This is a genomic window from Aquimarina algiphila (assembly GCF_947494415.1).
Classification (GTDB): domain Bacteria; phylum Bacteroidota; class Bacteroidia; order Flavobacteriales; family Flavobacteriaceae; genus Aquimarina; species Aquimarina algiphila.
This window is the reverse complement of sequence record NZ_CANLVC010000006.1, coordinates 939,427-956,338: the sequence shown is the minus strand read 5'-3', so window position 1 is coordinate 956,338 and position 16,912 is coordinate 939,427. Positions and strand designations below refer to the sequence as shown.

General features: G+C 32.5%; 13 protein-coding genes. 6 read left to right on the top strand and 7 right to left on the bottom strand.

Going from position 1 to position 16,912, the window contains the following annotated elements; all coding sequences use genetic code 11:
- Positions 1–65 precede the first annotated feature (65 nt).
- Entirely contained in the window at positions 66–3,233 is a 3,168-nt protein-coding gene (gene ccsA / locus PQF96_RS13435) for a cytochrome c biogenesis protein CcsA (RefSeq protein WP_271766788.1), read from the bottom strand.
- A 284-nt stretch (positions 3,234–3,517) separates the two neighbouring features.
- Here ccsA and PQF96_RS13430 point away from each other — a divergent pair, with 284 nt between their 5' ends.
- The 3 genes from PQF96_RS13430 to PQF96_RS13420 are packed head-to-tail and all read left to right on the top strand — an operon-like array spanning position 3,518 to position 5,380.
- Positions 3,518–4,282, top strand: coding sequence for a Rossmann-like and DUF2520 domain-containing protein (locus PQF96_RS13430; protein WP_271766787.1), 765 nt, complete (start codon positions 3,518–3,520; stop codon positions 4,280–4,282).
- Entirely contained in the window at positions 4,266–4,790 is a 525-nt protein-coding gene (locus tag PQF96_RS13425) for a KdsC family phosphatase (RefSeq protein ID WP_109438298.1), read from the top strand. The genes PQF96_RS13430 and PQF96_RS13425 overlap by 17 nt, the downstream gene beginning before the upstream one ends.
- A 20-nt stretch (positions 4,791–4,810) precedes the next feature.
- Positions 4,811–5,380, top strand: a complete 570-nt coding sequence (locus tag PQF96_RS13420; protein WP_271766784.1) for a non-canonical purine NTP diphosphatase — start codon at positions 4,811–4,813, stop codon at positions 5,378–5,380.
- On the opposite strand, the gene PQF96_RS13415 is transcribed toward PQF96_RS13420, so the two are convergent.
- On the bottom strand, positions 5,381–6,013 hold the full coding sequence (locus PQF96_RS13415; RefSeq protein ID WP_271766783.1) for a CPBP family intramembrane glutamic endopeptidase: 633 nt from the start codon (positions 6,011–6,013) through the stop codon (positions 5,381–5,383).
- Positions 6,014–6,792: 779 nt separating this feature from the next.
- On the opposite strand from PQF96_RS13415, the gene nhaC reads away from it, so the two are divergent.
- Complete coding sequence (nhaC, locus tag PQF96_RS13410) at positions 6,793–8,277, top strand: Na+/H+ antiporter NhaC (protein WP_271766781.1); 1,485 nt, start codon at positions 6,793–6,795, stop codon at positions 8,275–8,277.
- A 54-nt stretch (positions 8,278–8,331) separates the two neighbouring features.
- On the opposite strand, the gene PQF96_RS13405 is transcribed toward nhaC, so the two are convergent.
- Positions 8,332–8,718, bottom strand: coding sequence for an acyl-CoA thioesterase (locus PQF96_RS13405; protein WP_109438294.1), 387 nt, complete (start codon positions 8,716–8,718; stop codon positions 8,332–8,334).
- A gap of 90 nt (positions 8,719–8,808) precedes the next feature.
- Here PQF96_RS13405 and PQF96_RS13400 point away from each other — a divergent pair, with 90 nt between their 5' ends.
- Both PQF96_RS13400 and PQF96_RS13395 read left to right on the top strand, forming a co-directional pair.
- Positions 8,809–9,438 carry an NAD(P)H-dependent oxidoreductase gene (locus PQF96_RS13400; RefSeq protein WP_109438293.1) on the top strand — a complete coding sequence of 210 codons (630 nt, stop codon included), beginning with the start codon at positions 8,809–8,811 and terminating at the stop codon, positions 9,436–9,438.
- A 141-nt stretch (positions 9,439–9,579) separates the two neighbouring features.
- Positions 9,580–10,785, top strand: a complete 1,206-nt coding sequence (locus PQF96_RS13395) for a DegT/DnrJ/EryC1/StrS family aminotransferase (protein WP_271766779.1) — start codon at positions 9,580–9,582, stop codon at positions 10,783–10,785.
- A 13-nt stretch (positions 10,786–10,798) separates the two neighbouring features.
- Here PQF96_RS13395 and ribB read toward each other — a convergent pair whose 3' ends face one another.
- The 4 genes from ribB to PQF96_RS13375 form a co-directional block, all read right to left on the bottom strand.
- A complete protein-coding gene (ribB, locus tag PQF96_RS13390; RefSeq protein WP_109438291.1) occupies positions 10,799–11,950 on the bottom strand; it encodes a 3,4-dihydroxy-2-butanone-4-phosphate synthase in 1,152 nt (383 codons plus the stop codon).
- A gap of 48 nt (positions 11,951–11,998) precedes the next feature.
- Complete coding sequence (locus PQF96_RS13385) at positions 11,999–13,441, bottom strand: LptF/LptG family permease (protein WP_109438290.1); 1,443 nt, start codon at positions 13,439–13,441, stop codon at positions 11,999–12,001.
- 106 nt (positions 13,442–13,547) lie between these two features.
- Positions 13,548–14,183 carry a LolA family protein gene (locus tag PQF96_RS13380; RefSeq protein ID WP_109438289.1) on the bottom strand — a complete coding sequence of 212 codons (636 nt, stop codon included), beginning with the start codon at positions 14,181–14,183 and terminating at the stop codon, positions 13,548–13,550.
- Between the two features lie 61 nt (positions 14,184–14,244).
- Positions 14,245–16,749 carry an FtsK/SpoIIIE family DNA translocase gene (locus PQF96_RS13375; RefSeq protein ID WP_143918378.1) on the bottom strand — a complete coding sequence of 835 codons (2,505 nt, stop codon included), beginning with the start codon at positions 16,747–16,749 and terminating at the stop codon, positions 14,245–14,247.
- Positions 16,750–16,912 lie beyond the last annotated feature (163 nt).

Below are 16,912 nucleotides of genomic sequence, written 5' to 3'. Positions count from 1 at the left end.
TATTCAATCCAAAAGTCAATATTGCTGCGTTTCTTCCACAAGTCTTTTATATACAATATAAAATCTTAGACTACCCCTTTCTTTTTCTTATAATGTATGCCATTTCTCCAATAGGAAACACCTCCCAGAATAATCACAAAAGCAATAGAATAGAAAACAAAATCAGGAGTGATTACTTTATCTCCACTAGCATATGAATGTAATCCTTTAAGATAGAAATTTACTCCAAAATACGTCATTATAATTGATGCTACTGCAATAACAGACATTAAATTAAACCACCATCTACTTCGCAAACCAGGAACAAGTCTCATATGAATCACAAAAGCATATACCATGATACTTACCAAAGCCCATGTTTCTTTTGGATCCCATCCCCAGTAACGCCCCCAACTTTCATTAGCCCACATTCCGCCAAGGAAATTACCTATTGTAAGCATAACCAATCCAATGGTAAGAGCCATCTCGTTGATAATAGTAATTTCTTTTAAAGTAAGTTCCATTTTTTTCTTGTTCGACTTTGTTGTTAGGATGATAAGTAACAAAGAAAGAATTCCTAATATAGCTCCAACAAAGAAGGGGCCATAACTCCCAACAATTATGGATACATGTATCAATACCCAATAAGAATCCAAAACTGGTTGCAGATTAGCAATAGCGGGATCTGTCCAACTTTCATGTGCAAAAAACAATATGATAGCTGCCACAAAAGTAGTTGCCGCCATTGTCAAATTACTTCGCTTACCAAAAGCTAAACCTATTGCTAATGTAGTCCAGGCAACATATATCATAGACTCATAAGCATCACTCCATGGCGCATGACCTGAAACATACCAACGTATAATCAATCCTGCAGTATGTGAAATAAAAAGTAAGATTATGATTCCTATAGAACCGTTAATCAAACCTCTGATCACTTTTGAATCCTTGAATATTCTGGCAATTACAAAAATCATTAACAACAATCCTATTACCCCATAATATCTATATAGAGTTCTAAAAATATCATATTTATTCAAAGCAATTTCGGCTTTGATTTTTTTATCAGTAGGTAAAACTTCACTACCAAATTTCTTTTGAAAACTTTTTATACTTTTTATATACTGATCTGGCTTGCTATAGTCACCGGTTTTACGAGCTTCTAAAAGAGATTGTCTATAAATAGGAATAATTTGTCTGGTATACACAGAGTCCATTCCGGTAAACTTATATTCGTTTAATTCGGGAACAGAAACCCATTTATTACCTTCATCTCCCGGTACAGGAAAAACTCTAAGAATACCACCTCCCAAGGCTTGATTCAATAAATAAAATTTCTCATGAGTTTTTAAGAAATCTTTTTCAAAACTACTTGGCGTATTCGTACTACTTGCTTTTTCCAGATATGGAGCTAATTTATAAGATCCATCAGGCTCTACCAGATCAATTAGTGAAACTCTTCTTTCTGTTTTTGGAACACCTAAAATCTTACGAATACTATCATTTTCTCTTTTAATCTCAATAATTGGAATGCTATACCAGATAAAAGGGTTCTCCACCATAGATACAAATACCTGATCTGCATTTAACCCTTCATAAGTATCTTTTTTACTGAGTTTACGTAGTAGTTCTGATGAAAAAGTATTCACAGGCTTCATTCGACCACGTTCATCTTGAATTACAATACTACCAAAATTAGCAGCATGCTCTTTTGGTACCATATTAGCCAGAATAACAGAGTCCAATTGTTTTTTACTTGGTAAGGTCTCCAAATGGGCATTATGATCTGGTAAATCTTGTCCAAAAGAAAATGTAGAAATCATCAATACCAAAATCATGGTCAATGTTTTCTTTTTTGCTTTCACTTTACTCAATTTTTCTTCTAGATCCTTAAAACGAGACCCCTTGGTAAATAGGATTAACATTAATCCCAGATACAATAACATATAACCGGCATAGGTAATTAAGGTCCCCCAACGATCATGATTTACAGAAAGTACAGTTCCTTTTTCGTCTGGATCAAAAGAAGCTTGAAAAAAACGATATCCTTTGTGATCCAAAATATGATTCATATAAATGTCATAAGGTTGAGAAGAGTTACCTTCTACAATATCAACTTTACTTTTAAATGACTTGTATACATTCTGTGTCCCTGGATATTTTTCTGCAATAAAATCGTTTAGTTTTAGCGCAAAAGGAAGTTCCATTTGTTTAGAGCCATATTTAAAATACATATCCAAACCTCCTAATGAGATCTTGGTCATATCATTATTAAAACCTTTACCCCCTAATAGTTTCACTTCTTTGCTCTCTCCATTTGAAGAAACATCAAGAACTAAAGCATCTTGCTGACCCTTTTCTTTTGTTTCGATAGGTACAATATCATATTCACCACGAATTACAGGATCTGGAATCACAAATTGCATTCCGGCAGTTTGATATAATGATCTAAGCATTAAAGGTTGAAGACTATCTTTAAAAACAAGTCCTTGCATTTGATCTGCCATTCTAAGAAAAGAGCCATCGAATGGAGAATCTATAAAATATTCATCATTTTCATATGTAATATTTATCGCTCCTTTGGTAGGCTTATTAAAAGACACTAATACATTATGTATATTGGATATTTCGCCTTCTTTTAGAAAATGATCGTGACGATTACCATCTCCTGCTTCTACAACTTTGAGATAGTTATCTCCATCCTCTTTTTCTACCAATCCCAATTCTGCACCCTGAATATAATTCTTATACCTAATTGTCACAGGCTGTTTATTATAATCGGTATCAATGGTAAAATCATTGTTTGTTGCCTGAGCGAGTTCTAAATCTTCAGAAACAATCCGACGACGAGGCTCTCCATTAATTTCTCCATCCAAAAAGATGGTCAAATATGTTTTCTCAGAAAGAAAGGTGGTTGTAGTTTCTCCTTCTCGAATTGGCATTACACCTTCATAGCTAATATACCGGGTTACAAAAGCTCCAATAATGATTAGAATGAAAGATAAATGCAATAACAAAGTAGCCCATTTCTCTTTTTTATACAACCTATATCTTACAATGTTTCCGCAAAAATTAATAGCAAAAAAAACCATTATGGTCTCAAACCACCAAGTATTATAAATCCATATCCTTGCCGCTGTTGTACCGTGTGCATCTTCTAAGAATGTTCCTACCCCCATAGAGGCAGCAAAAACAATAAATAAAATTGCCATTAATCGTGTAGAGAACAAAATATTCGCTAGCTTATCTTGCATAATACCTTTCTTTTTTTAGCTCGGCAAATTTAATGTTTTTAGGGCGATATTATAAGATAATGCGCTTTTGATTTTAAGGTTTTAACAGAAATGTTAAACTTGTTTAAGTTTCAAGACAACTTCATTCTTTTTATATAAATATATATTGCATTTGATGTTTTTTTTATTCTTTTATTTCATCTTCATTTTATGATGATTTAATTTTGACACTTACTTTTATTTTAAAATAGAAATGAAAAAATGTATTACTCTGCTTTTTAAGGTAACTTCCTTATTTTTGCGAAATGATTAGAGTTACAATTTTAGGTGCAGGAAATGTAGCTAAACACTTATATAGTGCCTTTTGCAATCAACACTTGGTTACTATAGTACAATGCTATAATCGCAGAGGTATACCTTTACATACTTCTCAAAAACAAGATACAGTTACATCAAACATCAATGCACTTAAAGAAGCCGATGTTTACATTTTGGCTGTAAGTGATGATGCAATTAAAGAAATCTCTGAACTATTGCCTTTTACCAATAGATTGGTTGTTCACACATCAGGTAGTGTTCCTATGAGTATTTTAAATAATGCTAACAGAGGAGGAGTATTTTATCCGTTACAAACATTTAGTAAAGATAAAGACATTGACTTTAGCACTGTACCTTTCTGTTTAGAATCTAAAAATGTAGAGGATCTCGAGCTACTAAAAAAACTCACCTATACACTTTCAGAAAAAGTTTATAGTATTTCTTCTGAACAACGTAATATATTGCATGTATCGGCTGTATTCGTAAATAATTTTACTAATCATTTATTTTCAATAGGAAATGATATTTGTACAACACACGGAGTTCCTTTTGAAGTTTTACATCCTTTAATCCATGAAACCGTTGAGAAAATAACTAAAATGAATCCAGATTTAGCCCAAACAGGCCCGGCTATTCGAAATGATTCAAAAACAATTGAAAGACATTTAGGAATCTTAACAGATACCACACAAAAAGAAATATATCAAACGCTTACTAAAGCAATACAATCTAAATATGGAAAAAAGTTATAAAGAATACTTACAACACATCACCACCTTTATTTTTGATGTAGATGGAGTATTAACCGATGGAACCGTTCTCATTAATACCGATGGAGAATTACTTAGAACTATGAATATTAAGGATGGATATGCACTCAAAGCAGCAGTCCAGCAAGGTTTCAACGTATGTATAATTTCTGGAGGTAAAAATGAAGGCGTAAGAAAACGGCTTGAGGGATTGGAAATAACAGACATATATTTAGGCGCACATCATAAAACAAAACAATTAAATGAATACCTAAATTCAAAAAACATCAAACTAGAAAATGTTTTATACATGGGTGATGATATTCCTGATATGCCGGTTATGGAAATGGTAGGATTACCAACTTGCCCTCAAGATGCCGTTGCAGAAGTAAAGGAAATTTCTAAATATGTATCTTTCAAAAAAGGAGGCAAAGGATGTGTTAGAGATGTTATAGAACAAGTACTCAAAGTACAAAGTAAATGGATATCTAATTTTGACGCTAAAGCTTAATTGACATTTTATACCAGCACATGAAACTTGTATTTGCTACCAATAATAAAAATAAATTAAAAGAAGTACAGGCGTTAGTCCCAAAACATATCGAAATTGTTAGTCTAAATGATATTGGGTGTACAGAAGACATCCCTGAAACTTCGGGTACTATTGAAGGTAATGCCAAACAAAAAGCTGAATACATTAAAGATAATTATGGCTATGATTGTTTTGCTGACGACACAGGTTTAGAAGTAGAAGTACTAGACGATGCTCCTGGTGTATACTCTGCAAGATATGCTGGTGAAGATAAAGATGCAGAAGCCAATATGAATAAGCTTTTGAAAGAGCTAAATAAGGAAGAAAATCGTAATGCCCGATTTAAAACCGTAATTGTCTTAATTTTTAATGGGAAATTAAAAACATTTACAGGAATTTGCTCTGGGACTATTACTGAAGATAAAAAAGGGCTTGGTGGTTTTGGCTATGACCCAATTTTTCTTCCGAATGGATATGATCAGACTTTTGCAGAACTTCCTTTATCAGAAAAAAATAAAATCGGTCATCGTGGAAAAACTGTACAACAATTGATTCAATACTTATCTTAGTTACTGAGCTCCGGGAAAAGCTAACATATCCCCCATACCAACGGTAAAAAGCCAGTTTCCATAGATAGCATGTTCTATAGACACCAAAGTGGTTGATTTTGTTTTTTGATACGTATATGCAAACAGCAACCCTCCTACAAAGGTTAATACCTGAACCAGAAAACTACCTAAAAAAAGATGTGCTAGAGAGAAAAGAATAGCATTGATAAAAATAAACAACCATTTATTTCTTATTAATCCAGAATAGCGATCATAGAAAAATGTTCTGTAAATAATTTCTTGCGGCCAAACCGATAAAAACGTATACACAAATAGAATAATACCCCATACCTCTGGCCTTTTAATTAAAACAGAAAATAACTTATCTGGAGCAATTAAAAAAACATACATCCCTGTAACAACAACAATGATAGCTAGTTTTATAACCGTTTCTTTCCAGAAAGGCCTCCAATATGCCTTATTAGGGAATTTTAGCTTTAATAACCCTTTTCGCTTAAGAAGAAGCAAAATATAAACAAAACCAGTAATAGCTAGTATTGCCTTTATCAATTTAGGATATTCTATCAAAAAACTTGTAGGTAATAAAACAAAAAGAAAGAATAACTCAAAACCTTTGTATGTACTGGTTTCCATTAATTTATTTTTTGACTAATTTCTACATAAAAATTAAACTAAATATCTTTTTAACAAAAAAAAACCTCCGGGGTTCGAGGCTTTTTTTCTGTTAGGGGTAATTTAATTTAAAAACGCTTAGTTCAATTCAACGAGGCAATCAATATTTTTATAATGTTTTTATTTATATTTTTCTTTCGTACACTTCAAAGATATGAGGTAATGGTCTAAAGTTTTTCTATAATTAGATGAGCCTCAACTTTTCTATCGATGAAATACTTTAAAATGCCGACGAAATAAAAATATATTATATAAAGTCGATAATAATAAGAAAAGCTTACATATAAAAAAAGCCTCTTGGGGGAAGAGGCTTTATCAACAAATCAATTAATCGAAAAAACATTTAGTTCAATAAGGATAATCAATATTATTAAATAGATACGTATGTCCTATTGTATATTTATTTAAAAAGCCTCAGGGGGTATGAGGCTTACTAGGTTAAGGGGCAAAAAAAGTTTAAATCAATCAAACAACTCAATTTTTCTCTTACTTTCCTTCTTTCACACTTCAAAAGTAAGATGTATCACTAATATTATGATAAAATCATAGTTCACAAAACTCAATATAATCGATAAAAAACACAAAACATCGATTAAAAGCATTTTAACTCTTAAAAATCGAAGTTTTCATTTTAAAATTCGATAATAATTTCTTTCCTATAGCAATTAAACTCTATTCAGACATTGCATAACTTTTATTAATATCGTAACATTACATCCATAAAATTTCGAATACCACACATGGAAAGTCAAAACATCACACCTACCGATCCCAAAAACGAGAATATTATAGAAAACAAGGAATTAAATATTTGGGAAGCTTTAATCCCTATATTTATTTTGGTAGGAATGTTATTTTATAATGTTTCTTTTGCTTTTGGTGATGATGCCCTTAGTGGTAGTAATCAGTTTATCTTACTTCTTGGAGCTGCTGTTGCAGCTATTGTAGGTTTTTTTAATAAGGTATCCTATAAACAAATGATGGAAGAAGTTGCCCGGAATGTAAAATCCACAACAGGAGCATTACTCATTTTATTAATGGTAGGGTCTTTGGCAGGCACATGGTTGATTAGCGGTATTATTCCAACTATGATCTATTATGGTTTACAAATTCTTAATCCTACTATTTTTCTTGCAGCTTGCGTTATTATTTGCGCTATCATATCCATAGCAACAGGAAGTTCATGGACTACGTCGGCTACTGTAGGTATTGCCCTTATAGGAATAGGTGATACATTAGGTATTTCATTAGGAATGACAGCTGGAGCTGTGATATCCGGAGCTTATTTTGGAGATAAAATGTCACCTTTATCCGACACTACAAACCTTGCTCCTGCAATGGCTGGAGGCGAATTATTTTCGCATATTAAATACATGACCTACACTACCGTTCCAACGATAGTAATAACACTACTTGTTTTTATAATTATTGGTTTTACTATAGATACCTCTGGTACTCCAGAAATTGGTGAACAATTAAAAGCTATAGATGAAGCTTTTAATATTTCTCCCTGGTTATTTATTGTTCCTGTTTTAGTGATAGGATTAATTATCAAAAAAACACCTCCTTTGATCGCTTTACTTGCCGGAACTCTACTAGGAGCAATAGCAGCAATAATTGCACAACCTGAGGTTGTAACACAAATTGCAGGAAGTACAGAACTTACTTTTAATTCTGCGTATATCGGTGTTATGAAAGCTATGACTGTTGATACTGCTGTAGAAACCAGTAGTGCAGAACTTAATGATTTATTTTCTGCCGGAGGCATGTCAGGGATGTTAGGAACTATCTGGTTAATTGTATGTGCCATGGTTTTTGGTGGTGTTATGGATGCCATAGGAGCTCTAGCAAGAATTAGTAAAGCTCTTTTAAATTTGTTCGATTCTGTTTTCGGACTTTTTGCGAGTACCGTTGTAAGTTGTTTAGCATTGAATGTAACTGCATCTGATCAATATCTTGCTATTGTTGTTCCAGGAAGAATGTATGCCAAAGCTTTTAAAGATAAAGGACTAGCTCCCGAAAATCTAAGTCGTACTCTTGAAGATTCTGGTACAGTGACTTCTGTTTTAGTTCCATGGAACACCTGTGGTGCTTATCAAAGTGGAGTTCTAGGTGTACCCGTTGTTGATTATTTCTTCTTTGCAATTTTCAATTGGTTAAGTCCTTTTATGACTTTACTTTTTGCGGCATTCAGAATAAAAATAAAACAATTGGCAAAAGCTTAATATGTATTATAATATAAATAAAAAACTCACTGAAATCAGTGAGTTTTTTATTTTCTATACAATCGGAATTGGTTTCTTATTATTATCAATAGCTACAAATTTAAAATGCCCAGAAACTGCTATCTCCCGTTCGTAACTATACATTTCTTCTTTATAAATATCAACCTTTACCAAACAACTTGTTCTGCCAACTTTAACAACTTTTGCTACAAGTTCGATAATAGTACCCGCTGGAATCGGTTTCTCAAAATCAATTTTATCGGTAGAGATTGTAACCACCTTTTTCCGACTAAAACGAGTAGCGCAAATAAACGAAACTTCATCCATAAGCTGCAATGCTGTTCCTCCAAACAAAGTTTCATAATGATTTGTTGTGTTTGGAAATACAGCTTTAAAAATTCTAGTCTCAGATGTTTTGATTAATTCATCTATAGTATTCATACAATTGCGATATAGTTTTTTCTTATCATTTTATCTATCAAAGGTAAATGTTATCATACTATCTTTGTGACATATTAAAAAAAACTTCGGATGAATATTATAGAAAGTTTGCAATGGCGATATGCTACCAAAAAATTTGACAGCACCAAAATTCTAACCCAACAAAAAATAGATACACTTACTCAAGCGTTTAACCTTACAGCTACTTCTTATGGCTTACAACCACTGAAGTTAGTGATCATAAAAGATAAAAAACTACAAAAACAATTAACAGAGCATTCCTGGAATCAGGCCCAAGTTGCTGATGCCTCTCATGTACTTGTTTTTTGTATTGAAAATGAAGTTGGAAAAAAATACATTACAAAACATTTTGATAATGTAAAGGCTACGAGAAATACGCCAGATGAAATACTAAAACCTTTTAAAGAGCAATTAGTAGATTCTTTTGAAAACAAACCCTCAGAAGAAATTCTCAATTGGGCTGCAAAGCAAGCATATTTGGCTATGGGAAATTTACTTACAGTATGTGCTATAGAACAAATCGATTCTTGTCCTATGGAAGGTTTTATTCCAGAAAAATATAATGAGATTTTAAAACTTAATGAATTAGGACTTTCATCTGTATTAGTACTACCTATAGGATATAGAGCAAAAGATGATATGTTTTCAGAATTCAAAAAAGTAAGACGTCCTATTACAGATACCATTATTAACATCTAAGTCTCTAATAGATAGACATCTTAGATCAGATCAATTCAACACGATTTGTAATAATTAAAAAAATCTAAAATATAGACAGTAAAATCAAAACTCTTTTCGGTATTTTTGCCGAAAGGAGTTTTCTAATTTAATACTGTAGCTATGCCAGGATTTGAGTTATTTGGAGCTGAAGAAAAGAAAGAAGTTCAAGACGTTTTGGACAATGGGGTTTTGATGCGATATGGATTTGACCCTATGAGAAATGGTCATCATAAAGCCTTAGAACTAGAAAGGGATTTAGCAAAAAGAATGCAAACTCAATATGCCCAGGTGGTATCCAGTGGAACTGCTGCGTTAACGGTAGCATTAGCATGTGCTGGTATTGGCTCTGGTGATGAAGTTATAATGCCCACCTTTACATTTGTTGCTAGTTTTGAGGCTATATTATCTGTTGGAGCGGTACCTGTTTTATGTGATATTGATGATACATTAACTTTAGATCCAAAAGCAGTAGAAGCTTCTATAACTTCTAAAACTAAAGCTATCATGCCTGTTCATATGTGTGGATCTATGGCTGACCTTAAGGCACTAAAGGCGATTTGTAAGACTCACAATCTTATACTATTAGAAGATGCGTGCCAAGCTATTGGAGCAACTTATGATAATAAACCCCTTGGAAGTTACGGTGATCTGGGTTGCTTCTCTTTTGACTATGTAAAAACAATTACTTGTGGTGAAGGAGGCGGAATTATTACTAATTCTGAGATATTTGCTGATCGAGCACATAAATATCAAGATCATGGACATGATCATGTTGGTAATGATCGAGGAGCAGAAACTCATCCTTTTCTAGGATATAATTACAGGTTATCAGAGTTAAATGCAGCTGTAGGAATTGCTCAACTAAGGAAATTAGATCACACCCTTGAAATACAAAAGAAAAATTATACTATCTTACGTGAAGCATTATCTTCAGTGCCCGAAGTAACTTATAGACGAGTTCCAGAAACTGGAGTAGAAAGTTATGCTTTTCTTAATATATTTTTACCTACAGAAGACCATGCAAGAAAAGCTCATAAAGCCTTAGGAGAACATGGGGTTGATGCATGTTTTTATTGGTTTGACAATAACTGGCATTACTATAAAAAATGGGAACATCTTTTAGAACAAAAATCTCTTAGTAAACTTTCACAAGAAGTACAATCAGGCTTACAAAAAAATAACAAGTCTTTTGATACCAGTGACGCATGGATGGGTCGTACTATTTCATGTCTTATAAAGTTAAATTGGACTGAAGCAGAAGTTACAGAAAGAGCTTCAAAAATGGTTGAAGCTATACAAAGTGTTCTGGTAAAAAGTATATCATAATAGAGTATTTAATCTAATACTCTACATAATCTACAATTTCAAGACCGTATCCTATCATACCTACGCGTTTTTGCTGTACAGTATTAGACACTAGGCGTAGTTTATGAATATTAATATCATGTAATATCTGTGCTCCTATTCCAAAATCTTTACTATCCATAACAATGTTAGGAGCTTTTACTACCTCTTTTCCGTTTTGGATTTCTTTTAGTGCACTTAAACGTCCTAATAGATTAAGTGATTGACTTTCTTGATTAATAAAAATTATTGCCCCTTTACCCTCAGAATTTATTCGTTTAAACATGGCATCTAACCTTTTATCAGCATTATTAGTTAATGTTCCAAGGATATCATTATTAAACAATGTAGAATTCACTCTTGTTAGAACAGGTTCATTTTCTTTCCATGTACCAAGGGTCAAAGCAATATGAATTTGATTATTTGTAGTCTGTTTATATGCTCGAAGTCTATAATTTCCAAAACGAGTAGCTATATCAAAATCTTCTTTTTTCTCGATAAGTGAATCATGCTGCATTCTATATGCTACAAGATCTTCAATAGAGACTAATTTGAGATCAAATTTCTTAGCGACTTCTAATAATTGAGGTAGACGAGCCATAGTACCGTCTTCATTTAGGATTTCAACTAAAATTCCAGCAGGCTTTAATCCTGCTAATCTAGCTAAATCCACAGCTGCTTCAGTATGTCCGGTACGTCTTAGTACTCCTCCATTTTTTGCTCTTAAAGGAAAAATATGACCTGGTCTTCCTAAATCATGAGATCTCGTATTTTCATCAACCAGGGCATGAATAGTTTTTGCACGATCATGTACTGATATTCCCGTTGTACATCCATGACCAATCAAATCTACAGACACTGTAAATTGCGTTTCGTGTAAAACTGTATTATTTTGAACCATCATATCCAGATTCAATTCTTCACAACGATCAATAGTCAGTGGTGCACAAATCAGTCCTCGTCCATGAGTAGCCATGAAATTAATCATCTCTGGAGTCACTTTTTCTGCCGCTGCAATAAAATCTCCTTCATTTTCTCTATCCTCATCATCTACTACGATAATCACCTTTCCTTGTCGAATATCTTCAATCGCCTCTTGAATGGTGTTTAGCTTAATTTTATTTTTGGTCTCAGTAATTTGTGACATAGTAATACTCTTATAATATAGTTCCTACAAAGATATCTAAAAAGAAATCTATTTTTTGGATTTAGACGATCGTTTTATAAAGAAATCTCGTATCGGTTGAATAAAGCTATCAAAGTTAAAAACTCCGCGATCAGTAGTTGCCCTATAAGTAAAAAATATACTTAAAGGAAATATGATAAATGTAGAAAGCCAGGAACCAATAAATGGAGGTATCCCACCTTCTTCTGCACTATTCTTTGCAAAAATCCCAATAAAATGATATGTCAAAAATAATGCTACCCCAATCACGATAGGCAATCCTAATCCTCCTTTTCGAATTATAGCACCTAACGGAGCTCCAATAAAAAACAATAATATACAAGAAATCCCTAAAGAATATTTGTCATGCAATGACATTTCATATTTATTAAGAGCTCTTTTTCTAAATGTTAGATTTTTATGAGAAGTATCTAACTTTCGTATTACTCCTTCTGTATTAGATATTGCGATATGGTAAATTTGTATTTTCTTTTCGGTTGTGAAATAATCTCGTATTTCCAAAGTATCAGTACTTGTTTTAGGAATCGAGTCTATACTTAGGTTTTTATTTAGCCCTTCATATCCTATTCTTCTATCAATTTCGGTTTTTACATTCTTCACTTCATTATTGACCTGAATTGATAACGTATCTATCTCTTCTTTTAACCCTCCAACATTAAGCATATTATATCCTTTACTATATTGTTGTGCATCTACATCAACATTATCTAAAGAAGAAAGATCTAAATTTAAGACATACTTCTTGAAGTATGTTTTGGCAAAAGGTAATTTATCTCTTTTCTGTGGAGAGTTTTGCTGAATTTCATCATAATAATTACCGTCGTTAAGTATAAGTGTAATCAGGTCAGAATTAACATTACCTTTTAATTCTCCATTTACTGCCTTTATTACTGTAAAATTACCCGGTCTTGCAGCCTTTTTATGTATAATAACATCTCTTAGAAACTGATCATTATCACCGTACTTTTCGGCTACCTTAATATTTATATCTCCAATATCATTAAACTGATTAGCAGTAATTACCCTTGCTGGTTTTATTTTAACCAGGTTCTTTCTAAGGTTTATAAACCTCTTCTCAGAAGCTGGAATTACTGTATTAGAAAAAAGAAACGCCCCAATACCTACAAAAAATATAAAAACAGATAACGTTCTCATTGCACGTTGTAATGATATTCCAGACGATTTCATTGCCGCAAACTCATAATTTTCAGCAAAATTTCCAAAAATCATAATCGAAGTCAGTAAAATAGTCAATGGCAAAACCATAGGGATTAATCTTGGTGTTGCAAACGTCAAAAATTTTAAAATTACCGAAAGATCCAAATCTTTACCCGCTAACTCTGATATAAATAACCATATAGTCTGTAATAAAAGGATAAACATTATAATGATAAAGAGCGGAAAAAATGTCTTTACAAAAGTAGTTAAAATGTATCTATCTAGAATCTTCACTCGTTTTGTCTATTTTAACAACCTATACCATAGGTCTATTAAAATTTAAAGAACGGGTATAAAAAATACACGTCCTCTAAAATATTTTTTAAAGTTTAATATTTAATTAATCCAATCGATTAATATAGTAATTCTCATATTTTGATTCATCAAATACAAATAATGTTTTTGAAAGTGGTTGATTGGTTTTAAAACTATTTACTGTAATTGTAACATTAGTACCATTATTTTGTTTTTGAATCATTTTGTAAATATGCTTTGTTTGTTTATCAATACCAAGCAATACTTCTTTTAAATCACTTTTAGAATCAATAGGGGTTAATTTTACAAATTGAATTTTTCTACCCTTTATATCCTGAACAACATCCATTTTATATGAATAACCTTCTTTATAAAAGGATAACATTTTTGAAGGAGTTACACTGGCGCCATCCTCATCATTCTGAGATGAAATATTTATTTCTTCATCCTCAGGAATAACTACATGGAGTTTTTTACCATCGTACATTTGTTCTGTCCCCATGATTTTAAGAAGGTACTTATTTCCTTGCAGTGTTACATCTCCCCTGGTTTCCTGAGAAACATTTTCTGTTGGATTATTAAGAGAATATTTAAAGTCTATTACAATATTAGAATATCCTTGTACCTTATTAGAAACTTCATCCAAAAGGCCCTTTGCGCTTTGCGCTTGTATAGCCATGGTACTTACTAAAAATAGTAAAAGTAGTATCTTTCTTATCATTTTATACATTTCTTCTATTAATTACTTATGGTTGATTATTTATGACCCCTTCTTCAGAGATCTATTCATTATCTAATAGTTGTTTAAGCGATGACAAATCAGAGACTAAAACTTGTCTTGCTTTACTACCTTCAAAAGGTCCTACAACCCCAGCAGCTTCAAGTTGATCTATCAATCTACCTGCTCGGTTATATCCTAATTTTAATTTTCTTTGTAATAAAGACGCCGATCCTTGCTGTGCTGTTACAATTACTTCTGCAGCTTCTGCAAAAAGCTTATCTCTATCTTTTTTATCTATATCAAGACTTGTGCCACTTTCTTCTCCAATATATTCTGGTAATAGGTGTGCATCTGGATATGCTTTTTGACTTCCAATATATTCTGTAATTCTCTCTACTTCTGGTGTATCCACAAAGGCACATTGTATCCTGATCAGATCATTTCCTTGAGTGAATAACATATCTCCTCTACCTATTAATTGGTCTGCTCCTCCTGTATCCAGAATAGTTCGTGAATCTATTTTAGACGTAACTCTAAATGCAATTCTGGCAGGAAAGTTTGCTTTTATCATCCCCGTGATGACATTTACAGATGGCCTTTGAGTAGCAATAATAAGGTGTATACCAATTGCTCTTGCTAGCTGAGCTAATCGTGCGATTGGTGTTTCTACTTCTTTACCCGCAGTCATAATAAGGTCTGCAAACTCATCTACTACAAGCACAATATAAGGTAAGAAACGATGTCCATTTTCTGGATTTAATTTTCTTGCTTTAAATTTTGCGTTATATTCTTTAATATTACGAACCATTGCATTTTTCAACAAGTCGTAACGTGTATCCATCTCGATACAAAGTGAGTTAAGTGTATTAATTACCTTGGTATTATCAGTAATTATTGCTTCTTCAGTATCAGGTAGTTTTGCCAAATAATGTCGTTCGATCTTATTAAACAAAGTCAGTTCCACCTTTTTAGGATCCACAAGCACAAATTTTACTTCTGCAGGATGCTTTTTATATAGTAATGAAGTCAGAATTGCATTGAGTCCAACAGATTTACCTTGTCCCGTTGCTCCTGCCATAAGAAGGTGAGGCATTTTGGCTAAATCTACCACAAATGTCTCATTTGAAATCGTTTTCCCTAAAGACAAAGGCAATTCCATCTCTGCATTTTGAAACTTTGAAGATGCAATTGCAGATCTCATTGATACAATAGTAGAATTTTTATTGGGAACCTCTATACCAATAGTTCCTTTACCCGGTATGGGTGCTATTATACGAATACCCAGTGCAGCCAATGATAATGCTATATCATCTTCAAGATTTTTAATTTTAGAAATTCTAATACCTGCTTCTGGTACAATCTCATAAAGTGTTACCGTAGGCCCTACGGTAGCTTTAATCTGAGCTATTTCTATCTTATAGTTTTTGAGCGTTTCAACAATACGATTTTTATTTTCCTCAAGCTCTCCTTGATCTATAGTAATCCCACCAGTTTTAGTTGTGTAATCTTTTAGAAGGTTAATCCCCGGGAACTTATAATTTCCTAATTCTAATTTTGGATCAAATTCACCAAAATCTTTAACCAATTTAGCACTTAGGTTTTCTACAACTTCTTCTTCTACCGTAGTTTCGACTTCCATTGCAATATCCTCAGGATTATCTTCAGATTTTATGATTAACTTTTCGGGAACATCATTATCTCTATTTTTGGGATCTCCATAGAAATCATTCACGGTAGGGTTTAATGTAATTTCTTTTGTGTCCTCTTTTTTTATCGCAACTTCTTTTTCTTTTTCCTTGTCTTCATCTTTTTTGCGATAATCTTTAGATTTGGCAATAATAGCGTCTATTCTTTCTTTAATACTAGAACCAGAATCATCAGTATCATTTTTTACAGTATTATCAGAAACAGCTTGACCATTAGTACTTGCTTTTGAAGTAGATTCATAATCCTTAACAATATTTTTTTGTGTACTTTTTAATGAATCTGATATTTTTTCTGGAGTATATCTAAGTCGAACTACTATATATACAATAGCAAAAAACGCTAGTACTAAAACTGTACCTATAAAACCAATATAATCCCTAAGAAAATCATTACTTTCATACCCAATAACCCCTGCTAGTAACCCACCATCCTTTTCTACAAAACCTAAGACCACTGATATCCATAACATCACTAACACTCCCCAAAACCAGAATCCTAACAGTCGTTTTTTATTCAGGTCAAAAAACAGATATACTCCAGATAACGAAGTTAATACAGGTAAAATTAAAGCAGAAACCCCAAATCCTTTAAAAATAAAGAAATGACTTACCGTAGCTCCAAATTTACTTAGCCAGTTTTTTGGAGACGATGTTCTATTATAAAATTCGGATATTTCACTTTGGTCAATTTTCCAGTTAAAGAAAAATGAAATAAAAGCAAAAAATAATCCTATCCCCAGAAAGAACAAAAAACTTCCCAAGACAACTTTTTGTTGTCGAGATAATGTAAATTTTTCTTTCAGTGATTTTTTAGGTTTTTTTACTGTTTTCCTTTTTGTACTTACCTTTCTTTTAGCCATTTTTTGGATGTCTTACCGCAAAAATACGAATATCTATATTGGAACGTAAAAATGACTGAAAAATTTTCTATTCGAAAAGTATACCATTAGAATTAATCTGTTTTTAAATCTGATTTTTTTGCATTTAATTAATAAAGGATTAACTAATTAATCTTTTGAAAAT

Bases quoted from the DNA above. Each gene is read 5' to 3' on its own strand.
- ccsA (WP_271766788.1), bottom strand. From the start codon at position 3,233: ATGCAAGATAAGCTAGCGAATATTTTGTTCTCTACACGATTAATGGCA.
- PQF96_RS13430 (WP_271766787.1), top strand. From the start codon at position 3,518: ATGATTAGAGTTACAATTTTAGGTGCAGGAAATGTAGCTAAACACTTA.
- PQF96_RS13425 (WP_109438298.1), top strand. From the start codon at position 4,266: ATGGAAAAAAGTTATAAAGAATACTTACAACACATCACCACCTTTATT.
- PQF96_RS13420 (WP_271766784.1), top strand. From the start codon at position 4,811: ATGAAACTTGTATTTGCTACCAATAATAAAAATAAATTAAAAGAAGTA.
- PQF96_RS13415 (WP_271766783.1), bottom strand. From the start codon at position 6,013: ATGGAAACCAGTACATACAAAGGTTTTGAGTTATTCTTTCTTTTTGTT.
- nhaC (WP_271766781.1), top strand. From the start codon at position 6,793: ATGGAAAGTCAAAACATCACACCTACCGATCCCAAAAACGAGAATATT.
- PQF96_RS13405 (WP_109438294.1), bottom strand. From the start codon at position 8,718: ATGAATACTATAGATGAATTAATCAAAACATCTGAGACTAGAATTTTT.
- PQF96_RS13400 (WP_109438293.1), top strand. From the start codon at position 8,809: ATGAATATTATAGAAAGTTTGCAATGGCGATATGCTACCAAAAAATTT.
- PQF96_RS13395 (WP_271766779.1), top strand. From the start codon at position 9,580: ATGCCAGGATTTGAGTTATTTGGAGCTGAAGAAAAGAAAGAAGTTCAA.
- ribB (WP_109438291.1), bottom strand. From the start codon at position 11,950: ATGTCACAAATTACTGAGACCAAAAATAAAATTAAGCTAAACACCATT.
- PQF96_RS13380 (WP_109438289.1), bottom strand. From the start codon at position 14,183: ATGATAAGAAAGATACTACTTTTACTATTTTTAGTAAGTACCATGGCT.
- PQF96_RS13375 (WP_143918378.1), bottom strand. From the start codon at position 16,749: ATGGCTAAAAGAAAGGTAAGTACAAAAAGGAAAACAGTAAAAAAACCT.